The sequence below is a fragment of the Phenylobacterium sp. SCN 70-31 genome (assembly GCF_001724605.1).
Lineage (GTDB): Bacteria > Pseudomonadota > Alphaproteobacteria > Caulobacterales > Caulobacteraceae > Phenylobacterium.
In genome coordinates this window covers 1-15,235 of the sequence record NZ_MEEX01000001.1, presented here as the reverse complement: position 1 = coordinate 15,235, position 15,235 = coordinate 1, and the positions used below count along the sequence as shown (strand labels likewise).

Annotated in this window: 15 protein-coding genes and 1 pseudogene; 9 read left to right on the top strand and 7 right to left on the bottom strand. The window is 68.8% G+C overall.

Annotated features, from left to right (window positions below; translation table 11 throughout):
- Positions 1-155 precede the first annotated feature (155 nt).
- The gene (locus ABS78_RS00080) at positions 156-1,118 is read right to left on the bottom strand and encodes a hypothetical protein (protein WP_293373623.1); all 963 of its coding nucleotides are present in this window, start codon (positions 1,116-1,118) and stop codon (positions 156-158) included.
- Between the two features lie 272 nt (positions 1,119-1,390).
- A complete protein-coding gene (locus ABS78_RS00075) occupies positions 1,391-1,801 on the bottom strand; it encodes a VOC family protein (protein WP_293373621.1) in 411 nt (136 codons plus the stop codon).
- A gap of 106 nt (positions 1,802-1,907) precedes the next feature.
- On the opposite strand from ABS78_RS00075, the gene ABS78_RS00070 reads away from it, so the two are divergent.
- Positions 1,908-2,405, top strand: a complete 498-nt coding sequence (locus ABS78_RS00070; protein WP_293373619.1) for a GAF domain-containing protein — start codon at positions 1,908-1,910, stop codon at positions 2,403-2,405.
- On the opposite strand, the gene ABS78_RS00065 is transcribed toward ABS78_RS00070, so the two are convergent.
- Positions 2,402-3,067, bottom strand: coding sequence for a PEPxxWA-CTERM sorting domain-containing protein (locus tag ABS78_RS00065; protein WP_293373617.1), 666 nt, complete (start codon positions 3,065-3,067; stop codon positions 2,402-2,404). The two genes, ABS78_RS00070 and ABS78_RS00065, sit on opposite strands and share 4 nt — an antisense overlap.
- Before the next feature lie 224 nt (positions 3,068-3,291).
- Here ABS78_RS00065 and ABS78_RS00060 point away from each other — a divergent pair, with 224 nt between their 5' ends.
- On the top strand, positions 3,292-3,564 hold the full coding sequence (locus tag ABS78_RS00060; protein ID WP_293373615.1) for a hypothetical protein: 273 nt from the start codon (positions 3,292-3,294) through the stop codon (positions 3,562-3,564).
- A 31-nt stretch (positions 3,565-3,595) separates the two neighbouring features.
- Positions 3,596-3,811, top strand: a pseudogene (locus ABS78_RS00055) (IS1 family transposase); the annotation flags it as partial.
- 77 nt (positions 3,812-3,888) lie between these two features.
- Here the strand turns inward: ABS78_RS00055 and ABS78_RS00050 are convergent.
- Together ABS78_RS00050 and ABS78_RS00045 are read right to left on the bottom strand one after the other, a co-directional pair.
- Positions 3,889-4,401, bottom strand: a complete 513-nt coding sequence (locus ABS78_RS00050; protein WP_293373613.1) for an ImmA/IrrE family metallo-endopeptidase — start codon at positions 4,399-4,401, stop codon at positions 3,889-3,891.
- On the bottom strand, positions 4,373-4,771 hold the full coding sequence (locus tag ABS78_RS00045; protein WP_293373611.1) for a hypothetical protein: 399 nt from the start codon (positions 4,769-4,771) through the stop codon (positions 4,373-4,375). Before ABS78_RS00045 ends, ABS78_RS00050 begins: the two co-directional genes overlap by 29 nt.
- A 177-nt stretch (positions 4,772-4,948) precedes the next feature.
- On the opposite strand from ABS78_RS00045, the gene ABS78_RS00040 reads away from it, so the two are divergent.
- Complete coding sequence (locus ABS78_RS00040) at positions 4,949-6,121, top strand: acetyl-CoA C-acetyltransferase (protein ID WP_293373609.1); 1,173 nt, start codon at positions 4,949-4,951, stop codon at positions 6,119-6,121.
- A 93-nt stretch (positions 6,122-6,214) separates the two neighbouring features.
- A complete protein-coding gene (locus ABS78_RS00035) occupies positions 6,215-6,907 on the top strand; it encodes an SDR family NAD(P)-dependent oxidoreductase (protein WP_293373607.1) in 693 nt (230 codons plus the stop codon).
- A 7-nt stretch (positions 6,908-6,914) separates the two neighbouring features.
- Here ABS78_RS00035 and ABS78_RS00030 read toward each other — a convergent pair whose 3' ends face one another.
- Positions 6,915-8,063, bottom strand: a complete 1,149-nt coding sequence (locus tag ABS78_RS00030) for a hypothetical protein (RefSeq protein ID WP_293373605.1) — start codon at positions 8,061-8,063, stop codon at positions 6,915-6,917.
- Between the two features lie 261 nt (positions 8,064-8,324).
- On the opposite strand from ABS78_RS00030, the gene ABS78_RS00025 reads away from it, so the two are divergent.
- Positions 8,325-10,412 carry a TonB-dependent receptor gene (locus ABS78_RS00025; RefSeq protein WP_293373603.1) on the top strand — a complete coding sequence of 696 codons (2,088 nt, stop codon included), beginning with the start codon at positions 8,325-8,327 and terminating at the stop codon, positions 10,410-10,412.
- 880 nt (positions 10,413-11,292) lie between these two features.
- On the opposite strand, the gene ABS78_RS00020 is transcribed toward ABS78_RS00025, so the two are convergent.
- A complete protein-coding gene (locus ABS78_RS00020; protein WP_293373601.1) occupies positions 11,293-13,692 on the bottom strand; it encodes a penicillin acylase family protein in 2,400 nt (799 codons plus the stop codon).
- 172 nt (positions 13,693-13,864) lie between these two features.
- On the opposite strand from ABS78_RS00020, the gene ABS78_RS00015 reads away from it, so the two are divergent.
- The 3 genes from ABS78_RS00015 to ABS78_RS00005 all read left to right on the top strand — a co-directional run.
- Complete coding sequence (locus ABS78_RS00015) at positions 13,865-14,236, top strand: VOC family protein (protein WP_293373599.1); 372 nt, start codon at positions 13,865-13,867, stop codon at positions 14,234-14,236.
- Positions 14,237-14,240: 4 nt separating this feature from the next.
- Positions 14,241-14,609, top strand: a complete 369-nt coding sequence (locus ABS78_RS00010) for a VOC family protein (RefSeq protein WP_293373597.1) — start codon at positions 14,241-14,243, stop codon at positions 14,607-14,609.
- Between the two features lie 102 nt (positions 14,610-14,711).
- On the top strand, positions 14,712-15,235 hold a 524-nt coding region (locus ABS78_RS00005; RefSeq protein ID WP_293373594.1), incomplete at its 3' end, for a hypothetical protein.

Here is a 15,235-nt window from a genome sequence, read left to right as displayed (position 1 = left end):
CCCCAGTCCGGTGACGCGGGGGCCGCGCCACCCCCCGATGGAGCGGCCCCCGCCTCGGTACCTCCCCCGAGGTACGTCCTTAAGTTGCGGCAGCGTGGCATGGTTTGAAAACCCGTGACTACCCATTTTGGGGCCGCGGCATGTTCTCGTTTCGGTCAGGCCGCGCCGCGGACTCCGGATTCCTCCGCTTCCCATTGGGAAAGAACGCCAAATTCCGCCAGGGCGGTGAACAGCCGGTTCAGGTGCGACTGATTGTCAGTCATGAACCGGACGAAGTTTTCGCGGGCGAGGACCTGGGCCGGGATCAGATATCCGTCCCCGTTTCGTTCGCACAGGCCTTCCGTGGCCAGCCGGCTGAGCCGCCGCCGGACGGTCTCGCTCGCCACGCCCAGCCGGCTCGAGAGCGCGGCCGCACGGACGGGACGGCGCATCGCGTCGGGCACGAAACCCTCGGCGGTCCACTCGGGACCGGGCGTTCCGCCCTCGTCGTCGCCCAGGTGCTCGGTGTTGGCGTTGATGATCTCCATCAGGATCAGCCCCGAGACCATGTCGCCGATGTGGGTGCTGATCGGCTCGGCCAGCCGCAGGAGGTAGTCGGACGACAACCTGACGACGAGGCGCACCGGCGGGTCGGCGGGATCGAAGGCCGGTCCGGTCTGCGCCGGCAGGTCGGCCAGCAGGTCGATCCGGCGCAGGCGCAGATAGAGGTCGCGCACCAGCGCGGCCTGGGCCGAGGCGAAGGCGCGATAGGTCTCGGAGTTCACCGGCGCGGTCGGGATCGTCACGCCGCGCGGCGTCTGGATGACCAGGCCCGTCGCCGACAGCGCCGCGATCCGCCGTCGCGCGGTCTCGAAGGGCACCTGGAGGGAGTTGGCGATGGCGCTGACGCTCACGGGCCGGCGGAGTTCGTCCGGCGGCGGTGTGTTCAGGGTCGCATAGCGCCGCTGGAGGTCGGGACTGCGCGCCACCTGGGCCAGGTTGGCCTGGCTGATCGCCGACAGCAGCAGGCCGTCCACCACGTCGCGGCCAAACCCCGTCAGCTTGATCAGGTCGAGGGCGAAGCGGTTGGCCAGTCGGGCGGCCACGCGGATCGCGGTGTTGGGAGCGTCGCGGCTCATCAGTCGGTTCGACCCGGGGGGGTGGTGTCGCCCATCCGACTAAACCACGATCATGTCGCGGCGCCACCCCTGCAAGGCGGCGCCCGGCGTCATGGGCGTCACCTGTAGCGTTCAAACCACGCCCGCCAACGTCCGGCCGCGCCCGCCCCGGGTCGCCCCGGGTCGCCCAGGGTCGCCCAAGGTCGCCAGGGCGAGCGCCGCGCGCGTACGGGGAAGGGGTCTGTCCGGAACCTCGGCGGTTGCGGGGCCGTAGCCCAACCGCTCGGGCGGCGTCAGCGAGGCGGCGCCTGCAGGAGTTCGATGACATAGCCGTCGGGGTCCTCCGCCATCCCGATGATCGTCGGGCCGAATGCCGGGCTCGGCTCGGGCTCGCGCACGATCGGCAGGCCTTCGGCCCGGATGCGTTCGATCAGCCGCTTGGCGTCGGGCACGTAGAAGACGACCTTCACCGGGACGCCGCGGTAGTTCCGATCCGACCCGTCCGTCCAGTGCATCAGGACGACGGAGGCGCGACCCGGGTAGCCGACGATGATCTCGTCCATGTGCGGGAGCTGGATGCGCCGCTGCACCTCCATGCCCAGCACGCGCACGTAGAAGTCTTCGGAACGGGCGAGGTCGGAGACGCCCAGCCCCACGGCCACCAGGTTCTCTGCGGCTTTGGCGGGCCGGGTGATCGTGGTCATGTCATACCCTTGTTTCGAAGCTTTTCCCCACATTCGGCCAGCTTCGTCCGGACATCAAGTTCGCAGCGGCTGGCGGGCCGTAGGGCGGCGGGCTACACGGCCCCGCATGGCCGAAGCATTCAACGACCTCACCCTCCCGGCGGCGAAGGCCCAGCGTTACGCCGCCGTGGGCGAGGAGATCGCCGCCGTCCTGGATGGCGAGCCGAACCTGACCGCCCGGATGGCCACCGTCGCGTCCATGCTGGCCAGCAGCTTCGACCACTACTTCTGGACGGGCTTCTACGTGGTCGATCCGACCCGGGACGACGAACTGGTGGTGGGGCCCTATCAGGGCACGCTGGGCTGCCTGCGCATCGCCTTCGGGCGCGGGGTCTGCGGGACCGCCGCGGCGACGCGGGAGACCCAGGTGGTGGCCGACGTCCACGCCTTTCCGGGCCACATCGCCTGCGACGGCCGCTCGGCCAGCGAGATCGTGGTTCCGGTGTTCGATGCGGCCGGCGCGCTGATCGCCGTGCTGGACGTGGACTCCGAACAGCCGGCCGCCTTCGACGGGACGGACCGGCTGTGGCTGGAGAAGATTGTGGCGGAAACCTTCCGGCGTTAGGCGGGGGCCAGCCGCCGCCGGCGCAGGACCGCCCCGGCCAGGCCGAAGCCGCCGATCATCATGGCCCAGGTCGCCGGCTCGGGGACCGCGCCCGTGACGGGGTTGGTGGTCGCCTGGTAGCGGAGCACGAAGCCCTGGAGTTCGAACGGCGAGGTGTCGCCGGGATCGAAAGGCGTGAGGTTGTCGATTGTGATGCTGACGAAGAGCTGGCTGAAGCTGAACGCCGGGCCGGGGGAGAGGATCGCCGAGCCCGCGGCGCAGTTGCTGCACCCGCTGTAGTAGACGTTCCCGCCCAGGCCGCCGTCCAGCGGCGCGACGGAGCCCGTGCTGATGGAGCCGAAGTCGGGCGGAAACCCGAACTGGCCGGACGTCAGCAGGTCCACCCCGAAGAAGGTGATGTCCGAGGCCGGCACGTCGAGGAACGTGTCCAGCGTCACGGTCAGGTTGAAGACGTCTCCGACCTGGAGTTCGAAGGGCGAGAAATCGTCCCCCGCCAGCAGGTCGAGGGTGTAGAACTGCATGTCGCCCGACGCGCCGGAGGAGCCGGCGGACACGACGCCGCTGAGGTTGAAGTCGTAGACGGCCGCCTGGCCCGCGCCCGCTCCGAACAGGACGGCGCCCGCCGCCATCGCGCCGATGCTCTTCAGTAGATCGACCTTCATCGCTTGCCCCTTCATGGCTCGCCCCGGATCACCCGCGTCCGGCCGGACGCGCGGCGACTTGCTTCCGCCCGGCCCACGCCGGAAGGTTCTCAAAGGGTTAAGGCGCAGCCTCGGGGCCTCGCGGGTCATGCCACGCGGAATTTTCTGCGGACGTCCGGGTCGTGTCTCAGTTTGAATTTAGCCGCCGTTGACAAGCATCGTGCCTAGGCGAGCGAGCCGCTATGATGGCGGCCATGGAAGATACAGAGATCGACGGCTTGCTGGTCCGCGTGAAGATGGCGGCCCGGACCGCATCTAAGGACGTCGGCCTGGCGATGGGCGCGGACCTTTATCGAGCCGCGAGTAAGCGCGGGATGATTACGCTGGAGGATTTCAGTGTTCTCGGGTCGGGATTCTTGGCCCAGAAGCTGCCAGCGTTCGAGCGTCAGCATTTCGTGTTCGTGCATCCCGAGCTGGGCGAATGGGACTATCGGTTTGGAGAGTCGCCCAATGCCTAAAGGCCCTCGCGGAGAGAAGCGCCCGGCCGACTCTACATCCTAAGTCGAGCGGTCGAACCTCTCTATCCGAATGGGCAACCGGCGCTCCACGCGCCTGACGAACGACTTCTCGAAGAAGATCGACAACCACCTTTACGCCCTGGCGCTGTTCTTCCTCCACTACAACTTCGTCCGCCAGCACAAGTCGCTCAACAAGCTGACGCCCGCCATGGCGGCCGGGATCACGAAAGAGCTGTGGTCGATGAAGCGGATCGCGGAAGAGATCGAAGCCAGACCTCCGAAGCCCGGTAAGCGCGGGCCGTACAAGAAGGGGGTGAGAGCGGCCTAAGCTGCGTCGGGAAGCGGCAAGCGCAGCTTGATGCGCATCACCGTTTCCGACACGTCGAAATGCCGAGCCAAATCCTTGACGTCGTTTATCCCGACAGCCTGAGCGGCGCGAAGCCATCGCGTCGGCACGAGAAGGTTGGAGGCGAAGTTGTTCGCCTGCCACTCTTGCTCGCGCGTGATGTTCGGATTGGGAAGCTCCGACCCTTCGGCGCGGTACGCCAGCGTGTCACCGACTCCCTGGTGGAGAAGGCTACGATGGTAGATGAAGTGGCCGATCTCGTGCGCGACGGTGAAGCGCTGCCGCACTCTGGCGTGGCCTTGGTTGTAAACACACTCCCACCGGTCACCGACGCGACGGATCATTCCGGAGATATGATCCGGCAGCGCGGCAGGCACCGGACCCAAGCCGAGCTCGGTCGCGAGCTCGAAAACGCGCACCGGGGGTGTTTCATCCCAGTACCGTTTTGCGATCTCTAGCGCTTCACCCGGGCTCTTTAGTTGGGTCGCCACTTAGTCCCTTTTCCTGTTCTTCCTGCGTCATTGGGGGTCTTGTGCCGAGGCCTCCACCGTCGGTCTCGGGAGGCATCAGCACGGCTAGTCTCTGCGAAATCAGGTCGTTTGCGTTCTTGTTCATCCACTCCGCGACCGCATCCTTAGCAGCTTTTTCGGCCCAAATCTTGACGAGGAGCCCCCACCCGAACGTGAGGAAGACCGCAATCAGACCGAGAACGAGGGTGGCAAACGTAAGATAGTTAGACTGCGCGGCGATTGCATTGGCCTGCGCGGCTAGTGATGCGGTGAGCGCGTCCAGATTTGCAGGCGGTGGCGCCTGGGGCACGGCGCCCGGACCGGCGGGTATCACGTCTTTGACTGCGAGCATCGCCAAGCTTCACATCGGCGTCTCGCAAAGTCGAATCCGTGTGTCCAATTTCAAACTGAGACGCTACCGACGTCCGCGGATGACGCCGGCGTCACCCACCGTTGTCTTCCGCTGGGGCGCCCCGCCTACACCTCGAACGACGCGCCGAGACGGGCGCAGGACCAATGGAGCATTGAGATGGGCGAGGCCTATATCGTCGCCGCCACCCGCACCGCCGGCGGCCGCAAGGGCGGCCGCATGCGCGGCTGGCATCCGTCCGACCTGGCAGGCCAGGTGCTGGACGACCTGATCGCCCGCACGGGTATCGACCCGGCCGCGGTCGAGGACGTGGTCATGGGCTGCGTGGGCCAGGTGGGCGAGCAGTCCACCAATATCGCGCGCAACGCCGTGCTGTCGTCGAAGCTGCCCGAGAGCGTGCCGGCCACCTCGGTCGACCGTCAGTGCGGATCGTCGCAGCAGGCGCTGCACTTCGCCGCCCAGGGCGTGATGAGCGGCACGCAGGACATCGTCATCGCCGCCGGCGTCGAGAGCATGACCCGCGTGCCGATGGGCCTGTCGGTGATGCTGCCGGCCAAGGAAGGCTTCGGCGTGCCCAAGAGCCCGAAGCAGGAAGAACGCTATCCCAATATCCAGTTCAGCCAGTTCATGGGCGCCGAGATGGTCGCCGAGAAGTACGGCCTGACCAAGGATCAGCTCGACGAGTACGGCTATCACAGCCACCAGCGCGCCATCGCGGCCACCCAGGGTGGCGCGTTCAAGGACGAGATCCTGGTGCTCGACGGCCTGGACGCCGAGGGGAACACCGTCCGCCACGATTCCGACGAGGGCATCCGCTACGACGTCAGCCTGGACGGCATGAAGGGCGTGAAGCTGCTGCGCGAAGGCGGCCGCATCACCGCCGCCACCTCCAGCCAGATCTGCGACGGCGCCTCGGGCGTGCTGGTCGTGTCGGAAAAGGCGCTCAAGGAGCACAACCTGACGCCGCTGGCCCGCATCCACCACCTGACCCTGCTGGGCCACGACCCGGTGATCATGCTCGAGGCCCCGATCCCGGCCACCGAGAAGGCCCTGAAGAAGGCCGGCATGAGCGTGGACGACATCGACCTGTTCGAGGTGAACGAGGCCTTCGCCTCGGTCCCGGTGGCGTTCCTGCAGAAGCTGGGCGCCGATCCGGATCGCCTGAACGTCAACGGCGGCGCCATCGCGCTGGGCCATCCGCTGGGCGCCTCGGGCACCAAGCTGATGACCACGCTGCTGCACGCGCTCAAGGCCCGCAACAAGCGCTTCGGCCTTCAGACCATGTGCGAAGGCGGCGGCCTCGCCAATGTGACGATCGTCGAGCGCCTGTAGGGGTTGCGCGACCGGTCCGATCCGGTGTGTTGAAGGATGGCCGGGGTCCGCCCCCGGCCATTCTCGTTTCCAGAGGTCCTTGGGGGACAGTTCATGAGCGACCGCGTCGTGGCGATCACCGGGGCGTTCGGGGTGCTGGGGGCGGCGGTGGCCCGCGCCGCGGCGGCCCAGGGCTGCTGGCTGGCCCTGATCGACTACGCGCCCGAAGCGCCGGCGGGGGCGCCCTCGGGGACGGATGTGCTGGCCCTGGGGGGCGTTGACCTGACCGACGCCGTCCAGGCGGGCGCCGCCATCGACGCCGTGGTCGACCGTTTCGGCCGCCTCGACGCCCTGCTCAACATCGCCGGCGGTTTCCGGTGGGAGACCGTGGCCGGCGGGTCGTCCGAGAGCTGGTACGGCCTGTATCGACTGAACGTCCTGACGGCGGCCAACGCCAGCCGCGCGGCGATTCCGCACCTCAAGCGCAGCGCCGCCGGACGCGTCGTCAACGTGGGGTCGGCCGCGGCGCTCAAGGCCTCTCTGGGCATGGGCGCCTATGCGGCGGCCAAGGCCGGCGTCCACAGCCTGACCCAGGCGTTGGCCGAGGAGCTGAAGGCCGACGGCGTCACCGTCAACGCCGTCCTGCCCTCGATCATCGACACCCCGGCCAACCGCGCCGACATGCCCGACGCCGACCCCGCGGCCTGGGTCGCGCCCGACGACCTGGCCGCCGTGATCCTGTTCCTGGCCAGCGAGGCCGCCACCGCCGTCACCGGCGCCCTGGTCCCCGTCACCGGCCGGGTCTGACGCCCCGTCACCGCCTCGCCGCCTCCAGCTCCCGCAGCCAGTCCAGGATGCGCGGCGCCGCGGCCAGCATCGACGGGTCGTGGCCGAGCGGCCCCACATCGACCGCCGTCACGTCCGCCCCGCGGGCGCGCATCGCCGCCGCCGTGAGGCGCGATTCGTCAGGGATCACGTCGACGTCCTCCGACCCGTAGTACATCCGCACCGGCGCCTTCGGCGTCATGTCGTGGACGCTGTTGGCGGCGAACGAGTCGGCCAGCCAGTGCGAACCGCGCCCTTCCACGGCTTCCGGGAATCCCGGGCCGAACATCTGGCGCGGGTCCTTGGGCAGGGTGGCCACGATCTCCTTGGGCGGCGCGCCGGCGAACAGCCGCTCGGCGGTGGCCGCCATCTCCGGCGTCAGCGCGCTGTCCAGCCGGTGGCCGAGGTAGGGCGCCTGGCCCCAGGCGGCGTAGGCCAGATAGGTGGAATGCGAGGGCGCGCCGCCCTTGAGCGCCGCCGGGACCGCCAGGCCCATCAGGTCGAACGCCCCGGCCACCGGCGCGGCGGCCAGCACCGGTCGCCCCTCGGCCTCCAGCAGGCGCAGGGTCGCCATCGTCGCCCAGCCGCCCTCCGAGAAGCCGGACAGGAAGACGGGCGCGTCCGGCACGCCCTCGATCCTCTGGGCCGCCGCGATCATGGCGACGACCGCCGGGGCGATGGCCTCGGCGATGTAATAGGGGTGCCGGCCCGGCGAGGCTCCCATGCCCGGATAGTCCGGGGCCACCAGGGCGTAGCCGTTGCCGGCGAACAGGATCGCCGCGGCCAGGCCCGTCGTGTCGGGCTTCGACGGAACCGCCGATCGCGTGGTCGCCGTCCCATGCAGGAAGGCCGCAACCCGCCGCGCGGGCGCCCCTCGGGGCACGGCGAACAGGCCGCTCTGCGGGCGGAAGCCGTCGTCCGGCCCCGGATAGGTCATCCGGTAGCAGTCCACGGGATGCTCGATGGTGACGCCCTTCACGCCCGCCAGGGTCAGCAGCACCCGCGCCTCCAGGCGCGAGATCGTGCGGATCGGCGTCAGTTCCACGCCGTCGGGCGCGGTCAGCGGCGGCGGCCGCGCGCAGCCCGCCAGGACGAAGGCCACCGCCAGGGCCATGCTCAACAACAGGCTGCGATCCATGCCCGGCCCCCCAGCCCATCACGACGCGATGATGGACGCCGCGCCGTCGTTCGGCAAACGACGTTCCCGCGATGCGGACGCCGCGCGGTCTCGGGCCCCGTCGAAGAGGTCTTCCGTACGATCGTCTCTCGCCGCCGGCGCTGGCGCGCCGCTGTTACGCGAAAGCCGCACCGCAGTTTCGAAATCCGGCGTGTCGCTGAACGGCGTTGGCTTGAACTTGGAAACCACGCGAGACTGGCGGCCTGGGAGGGAACCCCGAAGATGGGCCCATGGGTCATGCTCGCCGCGGCGGTCGCGTCGCCGGCGCCTGAGGCTGTCGCGCCGAACGCGAGCCCGCCGAACGCAGCCACGCCGGATTCCGCCGCTCGGGGCGTGATCCCCTATCCGCCGTCGTTCTTCGCCGAATCCCGGCCGGTGAACGCCTACGACATGGTCGTCCGCCTGCCGGGGTTCACCTTCGACAAGGGGGCCACCGTGCGGGGCCTGTCGGGCGCGGGCGGCAACGTGCTGATCGACGGCCAGCCGCCGGTGTCCAAGAACGACGCCCTCGACGAGATCCTCAAGCGCATCCCGGCCGGCGCCGTCGAGCGCGTCGAGCTGATCCGCGGCGGCGCGCCCGGCATCGACATGGAGGGCCGCACGGTCCTGGCCAACATCGTGCGCAAGCAGACCGCCGGGTTCCGCGCCGCGGTCATGCCGGGAATCTACCAGATCTACGACGGCCGCCAGCTTCCGGGCGTGCGCGTCGAAGCCCAGTGGCGCTGGCCGGGCGGCCGCTCGGCCGAGTTCGGGCAGGTCTATGGCACGGGCCCCAACGACGAGTTCGGCGACGGCCGGCGCACACGCTACAATCCCGACGGCTCGGTGCGCCTGCGCTCGAAGGTGGACGCCGACGCCTACGGCCTGCGCGCCTGGACCACCGGCGCCTACGAGACCCCCCTGTTCGGCGGCCGCGCGCGGATCAACGGCGCGTTCATGCTGACCCCCGCCGAGGTCGAGATCTACGACCGCTACGAGACCGCCGCCGGGGGCGAATACGAGAAGAACGAGATCGACCGGCTCCAGGCCGAACTCGGCGGCCGGTTCAACCGCGGCCTGACCGAACGCCTGTCGCTGGAGGCGGTGGGCTTCCACCAGTGGAACAACCAGAAGACCACGGTCGTCTTCGAGGCGCCCGGCCTGACGCGCGACTTCCTGCTGGACCGCAAGACGACCGAGGCCGTCGGGCGGCTGAATTTCCGCTACCGCGCAAGCCCGGCCCTGACCCTCGAGGCCGGCGGGGAGGGCGCGCTCAACAACCTCGACAGCGAGACGCGGCTCGCGGTCAACGGCCGCCCCGTGCCCGTGCCGGCGGCCAACGTCCAGGTCGAGGAAAAGCGCGCCGACGCCTTCCTCCGCGGCTCCTGGCGACCCATGCCCACCCTCACCCTCGAGGCCGGCGTGCGCCAGGAGGTGTCGCGGGTGACGTCCGCAGGGGACGTCACGCTCGGCAAGACGCTGACGTTCACCAAGCCCCGCGCCGCCGTCACCTGGGCCGCGGACCCGTCCAGCCAAGTGCGCCTGCGCGTCGAGCGCGAGGTGGGCCAGCTCAATTTCGATGACTTCGTCGCCTCGCCCAACGTGGCGTCCACCGGCGTCGTGGTGGCCGGCAACCCCGACCTGACGCCGCAGCAGGCCTGGGTCTTCGAGGCCGCCTACGAGCGCCGCTTCTGGGGCGCCGGCGCCGCGGTGATGACGGTGCGCCACTTCGAGATCCTGGACACGATCGATCGGGGGCCGGCGCGCGACGCGAGCGGGACCATCATCCGCGATCCCGTCACCGGCCAGCCCGCGGCCGACCGCCCCGACAACATCGGCGAGTCGACCAAGGACGAGGTCCAGGCCAGCCTCACCGTGCCGCTCGACCGCTTCGGCGTCCGCGCCGCCCAGCTTCGCGGTCAGGTGACGAAGCGCTGGACGAAGGTGGACGATCCCCTGCTGGGCGGGACGCGCGAGGTCTCGGCCCTGCGCCCCATCGACTGGGAGGCCCACTTCAGCCAGGACCTGCCCCGCTGGAACGCGACCTGGGGCGTCGACGTCTTCGGCGGCTTCCGCGAGCGCTACTTCCGCCTGGCCGAGATCGAGACGCGGAAGTTCTCGCCCTGGGTCGTCGTCTACGGCGAGTACAAGCCGCAGCCCGACTGGATCCTCCGCCTGGAGGCGATGGGCGTCACCAGCCGCAACGTGCGGCGCATCCGCGAGGTCTACAGCGGTCCCCGCAACGCGTTCCCGCTCGACTACACCGACGTCCGCAGCCTGGAGTGGGACGGCAGCCTCTACCTGCGCGTCCGCAAGACGTTCGGAAGCTGAGCGCCGCAGGCGGAGCGCTTTGGGCGCGGTCGCTGATGAACCCTGGAAGAGCCGCGCAGCCGTGGGATTCAAACAGCGGAGATGCGCAGAGGAGTCCGAGGCCGCCTGATCTCTCTGCGTGTCTCTGCGATCTCCGCGGTTTTTCGACTCCGGCGCGGATGCGCCAGGAAGGAGGGGGTTTCTTCCCCGGGCGTAGAAAATGCGCTTATGTTCCCGTCCTTAACCCTAAGTTCGAGTGTATATCAAGCATCTATCAATTTTGAAATCCTGTATAAATTCAAATTTTCTTATGAATACTATATTTAGAATCGTGAGGATTATGAGGAATATAATCAATAGGAAGGGGGGCATTTTTCTCCTATATGAAATCAAAGCGACGATTTCGGATTTTTCTTGTATCCCCTCCTAATCAATGCCCGCGCGGGCAGAATGAGGAGAGAGCCAACAATTCCACCTGCCCAGACAAACATGAAGTTGTATATTGGCATGTAGGAAGTAAATTCGTGGTCTGGAACTCCATACGCAACACCAAGGTGCCTGAGTAATTTGAAATTGACTATCATGATTATGGGTATAACTAGTGCCGATAATATCATTGTAATTATTAGGTTATAACGAGAATTTATCAATTTCATAGACATGATCGCAATGTTGCATGAAATTACTATAAGAAAAACAATTGAAGATAATATAGACGCGTGAAGAAACATCGTGTAAGCAATGAGTTGAATGATCCATGACATAATAAGTAAAATGAATGGATTATTCATCCAAATTTCTTCCTATTGAGAGGTGGCCTGGATCATTCTCAAATAAAATATTCTAACAATCCTATTCTTAAGTCTATGAAATCCAAAAAATATTACCTCAGGGTGTTCCGTTACCGCTTCGGTGTCAGCGTCATCACGACGCCGGCGTCCGCCTCCACCGCCGGGCGGGTGTAGCGCAGGGGGAAGTAGGTCCCCGCCGCCCACAGGGGGAACAGGTCGCGGTAGTGCGGGCTCATCGGGTCGCCCGACTGGCCGGGGCTGTTGATGGCCATCGAGTTGTCCCAGGCCCCGACGTCGAAGACCATGCGCACCGAGGCGCCGGCCGCCTGCTGGAAGTCCGACGCCCGCCACGAGGCGGCCCGCGGCGTCGACGCCGAGCCGGGGACCTGAAGCGGGCCCACCGTCATCTGCTTCGCCAGCTCGGGATCGGCCAGCACGGCGATGGCCGGCTCGAACAGGGCCACGTGCAGCCGGCCCCAGCTCCAGCCCGCCATGTCCGGTCCCAGGCGACCTTTCAGCTCGGCCACCGCCGCGCCCAGGCTGTCCAGGATCAGCGGCGCGCGCACGCCCTGGGGCGCCGCCTCCAGCCAGGTGAGGACGGCGTCGGTCGAGCCGTTGCCGATCAGTCGGCGCGCCGCCTCGGGCAGGGTCGCGGCCGCCACCGCGCGGCCCAGGTGCTTGCCCGACCACGTCTCGTAGATCGCCGCCGCGGCGCTGTCGGTGGTCTGGTTCGCGTCCCAGGCCTGGAGCAGGGCCAGCGCCCGGCCCGTGTCCGGATCGGAGGACGTCAGGCCCCGGACCAGGGCCACGCCCCGGCGGGCCTGCGGGCTCGTGCTGTCGACCTGGAGGGCCATGGAGTCGGCCAGCGTCGATTTCGGCAGTCCGTCCAGCACCTCGTGGATACGCACCGCGCGGGTGGAGTCGGCCCATTCGTAGCCCAGCTTGCGCCGCGTGCGCGGATAGGCCGGCTCGGCCGGGATGTTCATCTCGTTGGCGGTCGCGAAATAGCCCGCGGCCGGGTTGCGCATGGTGGGCAGTCCCCCGTCCCCCAGGAACCCGGCCCATTCGTAGCGCCCGTCGCCGGGCACGGGCGTCAGGCCGTCCCAGTTGGGGCGCACCGGTGTCCGGGCCGCCGCAGACCAGCCGATGTCGCCGCGGGTGTCGGCATAGACCAGATTCAGGGGCGGCGCGCCCCAGCGGTCGCGGGCCGATTGGAACTGCTCCCAGGAGTCCGCGCGCCACAGGGCCGACGAGCCGTAGTAGCCGGCGACCCCCGGCTCGTTCCACACCGTGCGCACCGCAAAGGCCCGGCCCTTGCCGGCGTCCTCGTGGACGACCGGTCCGTGGCGGGTGTAGCGCAACTCCACCGCCTCGGGCGCTGCGCCCTTCACCTCGATGGTCTCGCGGACCACCGTCATCGGCTCCCATCGGCCCTTGTGGCGATAGGCGCCGTCACGCGTCTCGTAGACGTAGAGGTCCTCCTGATCGAGGTTGAAGATCGTCAGGCCCCAGGCGATCCGCCCGTTGTGGCCGAACGACACGCCGGGCAGCGCCGGCTCGCCCGCGCCCACGATCGACAGGCCCGGCGCCTCCAGGTGGGCGATGTAGCGCAGCGCCGGGACGCCCACCGCCCGATGGGGATCGTTGGCCAGGATGGGGCGGCCCGTGGCCGTGCGGGCGCCCGAGATCGTCCAGTTGTTCGAGCCCTCGGCCGCCCGTTCCTCGATCACCTGCGCGAGGCTTTGCGAGGACACGCCATTCGAGGCCAGGTTCGGGAGGTCGGCGGCGGCCCTGGATGTCCGCGCCAGCGGCGTGAAGTCCACCGCCTGGGTCGCCAGGACGTAGTCGGACAGCACGCCGTCCGGGATGTCGCAGAGGTCCAGGCCGCGGGGCATGACCGGCGTGTGCGCCGGCTCCAGCTTGCGGCGCAGCGCGTCGGCCGCCGGGCCGCCGGCGCAGATGGCCCGCGCCCGCGCCACCTCGGAGGTCACGTTGTTCACCAGCGCGTGGCTGCGGATGCGCAGGATGTCCTCGGGCGCCCAGTCCTCGGGCCGGCTGTCGGTCAGGCCGAACTCCACCGGCAGCGGCCGGCGCCCGGCGCGGACGTCGGCCACATAGGCGTTCACCCCCGCGGCGAACGCCACCGCCGCCTCGCGCCCGCCGGCGTCGTAGGCCGCCCATTCGGCCTCCATGTCGCCGCGATAGAGGAACAGCCGCGCCGCCCGGTCCTGGGCCACATAGGCTGGACCGAAGCTGGCCGAGAGCCGGCCCAGCCCCCGTTTGCGCCACAGGTCGATCTGCCACAGCCGGTCGCGCGCGGCGTTCCAGCCCTGGAGGAAGAAGGCGTCGCGCGCCGAGGCCGCATAGATGTGGGGCACCCCCCAGCGGTCCACGATGATCTCGGCCGGCGCCGCCAGTCCGGGGACCTGCGCCGCCTCGCGCCGAACCGCCGTCGAAATCTCGGCCTGCGCCGCGTCCGCCGCCGCGCCCGTCACCAGGGCCGCCGCCAAGGCCGTTCTCGCGACCAACGCCAGCCTCAACCCCATCGCCCGCATCGCCGTCTCCCCGCCGTGTCCGGCGATACTGGACCCGCCGGCCCGCTGTCGTCCATGCACGGCGGCCCTTGCGTTGCCGCGGACGTCATCGGCTAAGCTGGGCGCTCTCATAGGGAAGGGGATTCACATGATCGGCTATGCGACCATCGGGACGAACGATCTCGAACGGGCCACGAAGTTCTACGACGCCGTGCTGGCCACCCTGGGCGGCAAGCGCACCTTCGCCAACGGCGACCGGATGCAGTTCTACGGCGGCGGCGCCACGCCCGGCATGCTGGCCATCAGCAAGCCCTACGACGAACAGCCGGCCACCGCCGGCAACGGCTCCATGTTCGGCCTTCCGGCCGCCAGCAAGGAACAGGTCGACGCCGCCCACGCGGCCGCCATCGCCGCCGGCGGCGTCTGCGACGGCGCGCCGGGCCAGCGCCTGCCCACCTTCTACGGCGCCTACTTCCGCGACCCGGACGGCAACAAGGTCTGCGTCTTCAAGATGGGTTGAGCCGGTGATCGGCTACACCACGATCGGCGTGGCCGACCTCGAGCGGGCGCGGGCGTTCTACGACGCCGTGCTGGTCCCGCTCGGGGGGCGCCGCACCCTGACGTACGAGCGGTCCCAGTACTATGGCGGGCCGGGCCGGGGCGCCATGCTGGGCCTGACCCTGCCGTTCGACGGCGCGCCCCAGAGCGTCGGAAACGGGGTGATGGTGGCGTTCGCCGCCGAAACGCCCGAGGTGATCCACGCCGTCCACGCCGCCGCCCTGGCCGCGGGCGGAACGTGCGAGGGCCCGCCCGGCGACCGCGGTGGGAACTTCTACGGCGCCTACTTCCGCGATCTCGACGGCAACAAGCTCTGCGTCTACCGCCTCGGCTGACCTGCCCGGCCACGACGGGCGGAAGAGGCCGAAGCACACAATCGCGGTGACGCCGCCGGCATACGTCCGCTTCTGACGTAGCGGGATGGTTGGATGTCCCTCATGTCCGAGGGACCCGACATCGACACGGTTTCGCTGGCCACGCTCGACCGGCTGGCCGCGCTGGACCTCTCCGCCGCGGAGAAGGCCCACGGCGCCCTCATGGCCGCAGAAGCCAAGGACATCCCCGAACTCTCCAGGGCCTACCGCGGCCTCGCCCGCTCCCTCCGCCAGACCCTGGCGCTCAAGGACCGCCTGAGACGCCAGCGCGCCGAACAGGCCTCATCCCGTCCCGACCCCGACCGCCTGGCCAGAGCCGGCCGCTTCGACATCCTGGCCGAGGCCGTCCGCGAGGCCGCCGAAGACGCCGGCTGCGATCCCGCCGAACGCGAAGACCTCGCCGAACGCTTCCACGCCGAGGCCTGGGACTGGACCGAACGACCCGACTTCCTCAGCGAAGATCTCGACGCCCTCATCCACCGCGCCCGCACCCTCATGGACCTCGACGACGAGGACGAGGGGAGCGATCCCGAGGACGACGACCTCATCGAGGGCGAAGCCCGCGAGGTCTTCCGCCCCGAACCCGA

Excerpts from the sequence above, each read along its gene's own strand:
- ABS78_RS00080 (WP_293373623.1), bottom strand. The coding sequence starts at position 1,118 with ATGAGCCGCGACGCTCCCAACACCGCGATCCGCGTGGCCGCCCGACTG.
- ABS78_RS00075 (WP_293373621.1), bottom strand. The coding sequence starts at position 1,801 with ATGACCACGATCACCCGGCCCGCCAAAGCCGCAGAGAACCTGGTGGCC.
- ABS78_RS00070 (WP_293373619.1), top strand. The coding sequence starts at position 1,908 with ATGGCCGAAGCATTCAACGACCTCACCCTCCCGGCGGCGAAGGCCCAG.
- ABS78_RS00065 (WP_293373617.1), bottom strand. The coding sequence starts at position 3,067 with ATGAAGGTCGATCTACTGAAGAGCATCGGCGCGATGGCGGCGGGCGCC.
- ABS78_RS00060 (WP_293373615.1), top strand. The coding sequence starts at position 3,292 with ATGGCGGCCATGGAAGATACAGAGATCGACGGCTTGCTGGTCCGCGTG.
- ABS78_RS00045 (WP_293373611.1), bottom strand. The coding sequence starts at position 4,771 with ATGCTCGCAGTCAAAGACGTGATACCCGCCGGTCCGGGCGCCGTGCCC.
- ABS78_RS00040 (WP_293373609.1), top strand. The coding sequence starts at position 4,949 with ATGGGCGAGGCCTATATCGTCGCCGCCACCCGCACCGCCGGCGGCCGC.
- ABS78_RS00035 (WP_293373607.1), top strand. The coding sequence starts at position 6,215 with ATGAGCGACCGCGTCGTGGCGATCACCGGGGCGTTCGGGGTGCTGGGG.
- ABS78_RS00030 (WP_293373605.1), bottom strand. The coding sequence starts at position 8,063 with ATGGATCGCAGCCTGTTGTTGAGCATGGCCCTGGCGGTGGCCTTCGTC.
- ABS78_RS00025 (WP_293373603.1), top strand. The coding sequence starts at position 8,325 with ATGGGCCCATGGGTCATGCTCGCCGCGGCGGTCGCGTCGCCGGCGCCT.
- ABS78_RS00015 (WP_293373599.1), top strand. The coding sequence starts at position 13,865 with ATGATCGGCTATGCGACCATCGGGACGAACGATCTCGAACGGGCCACG.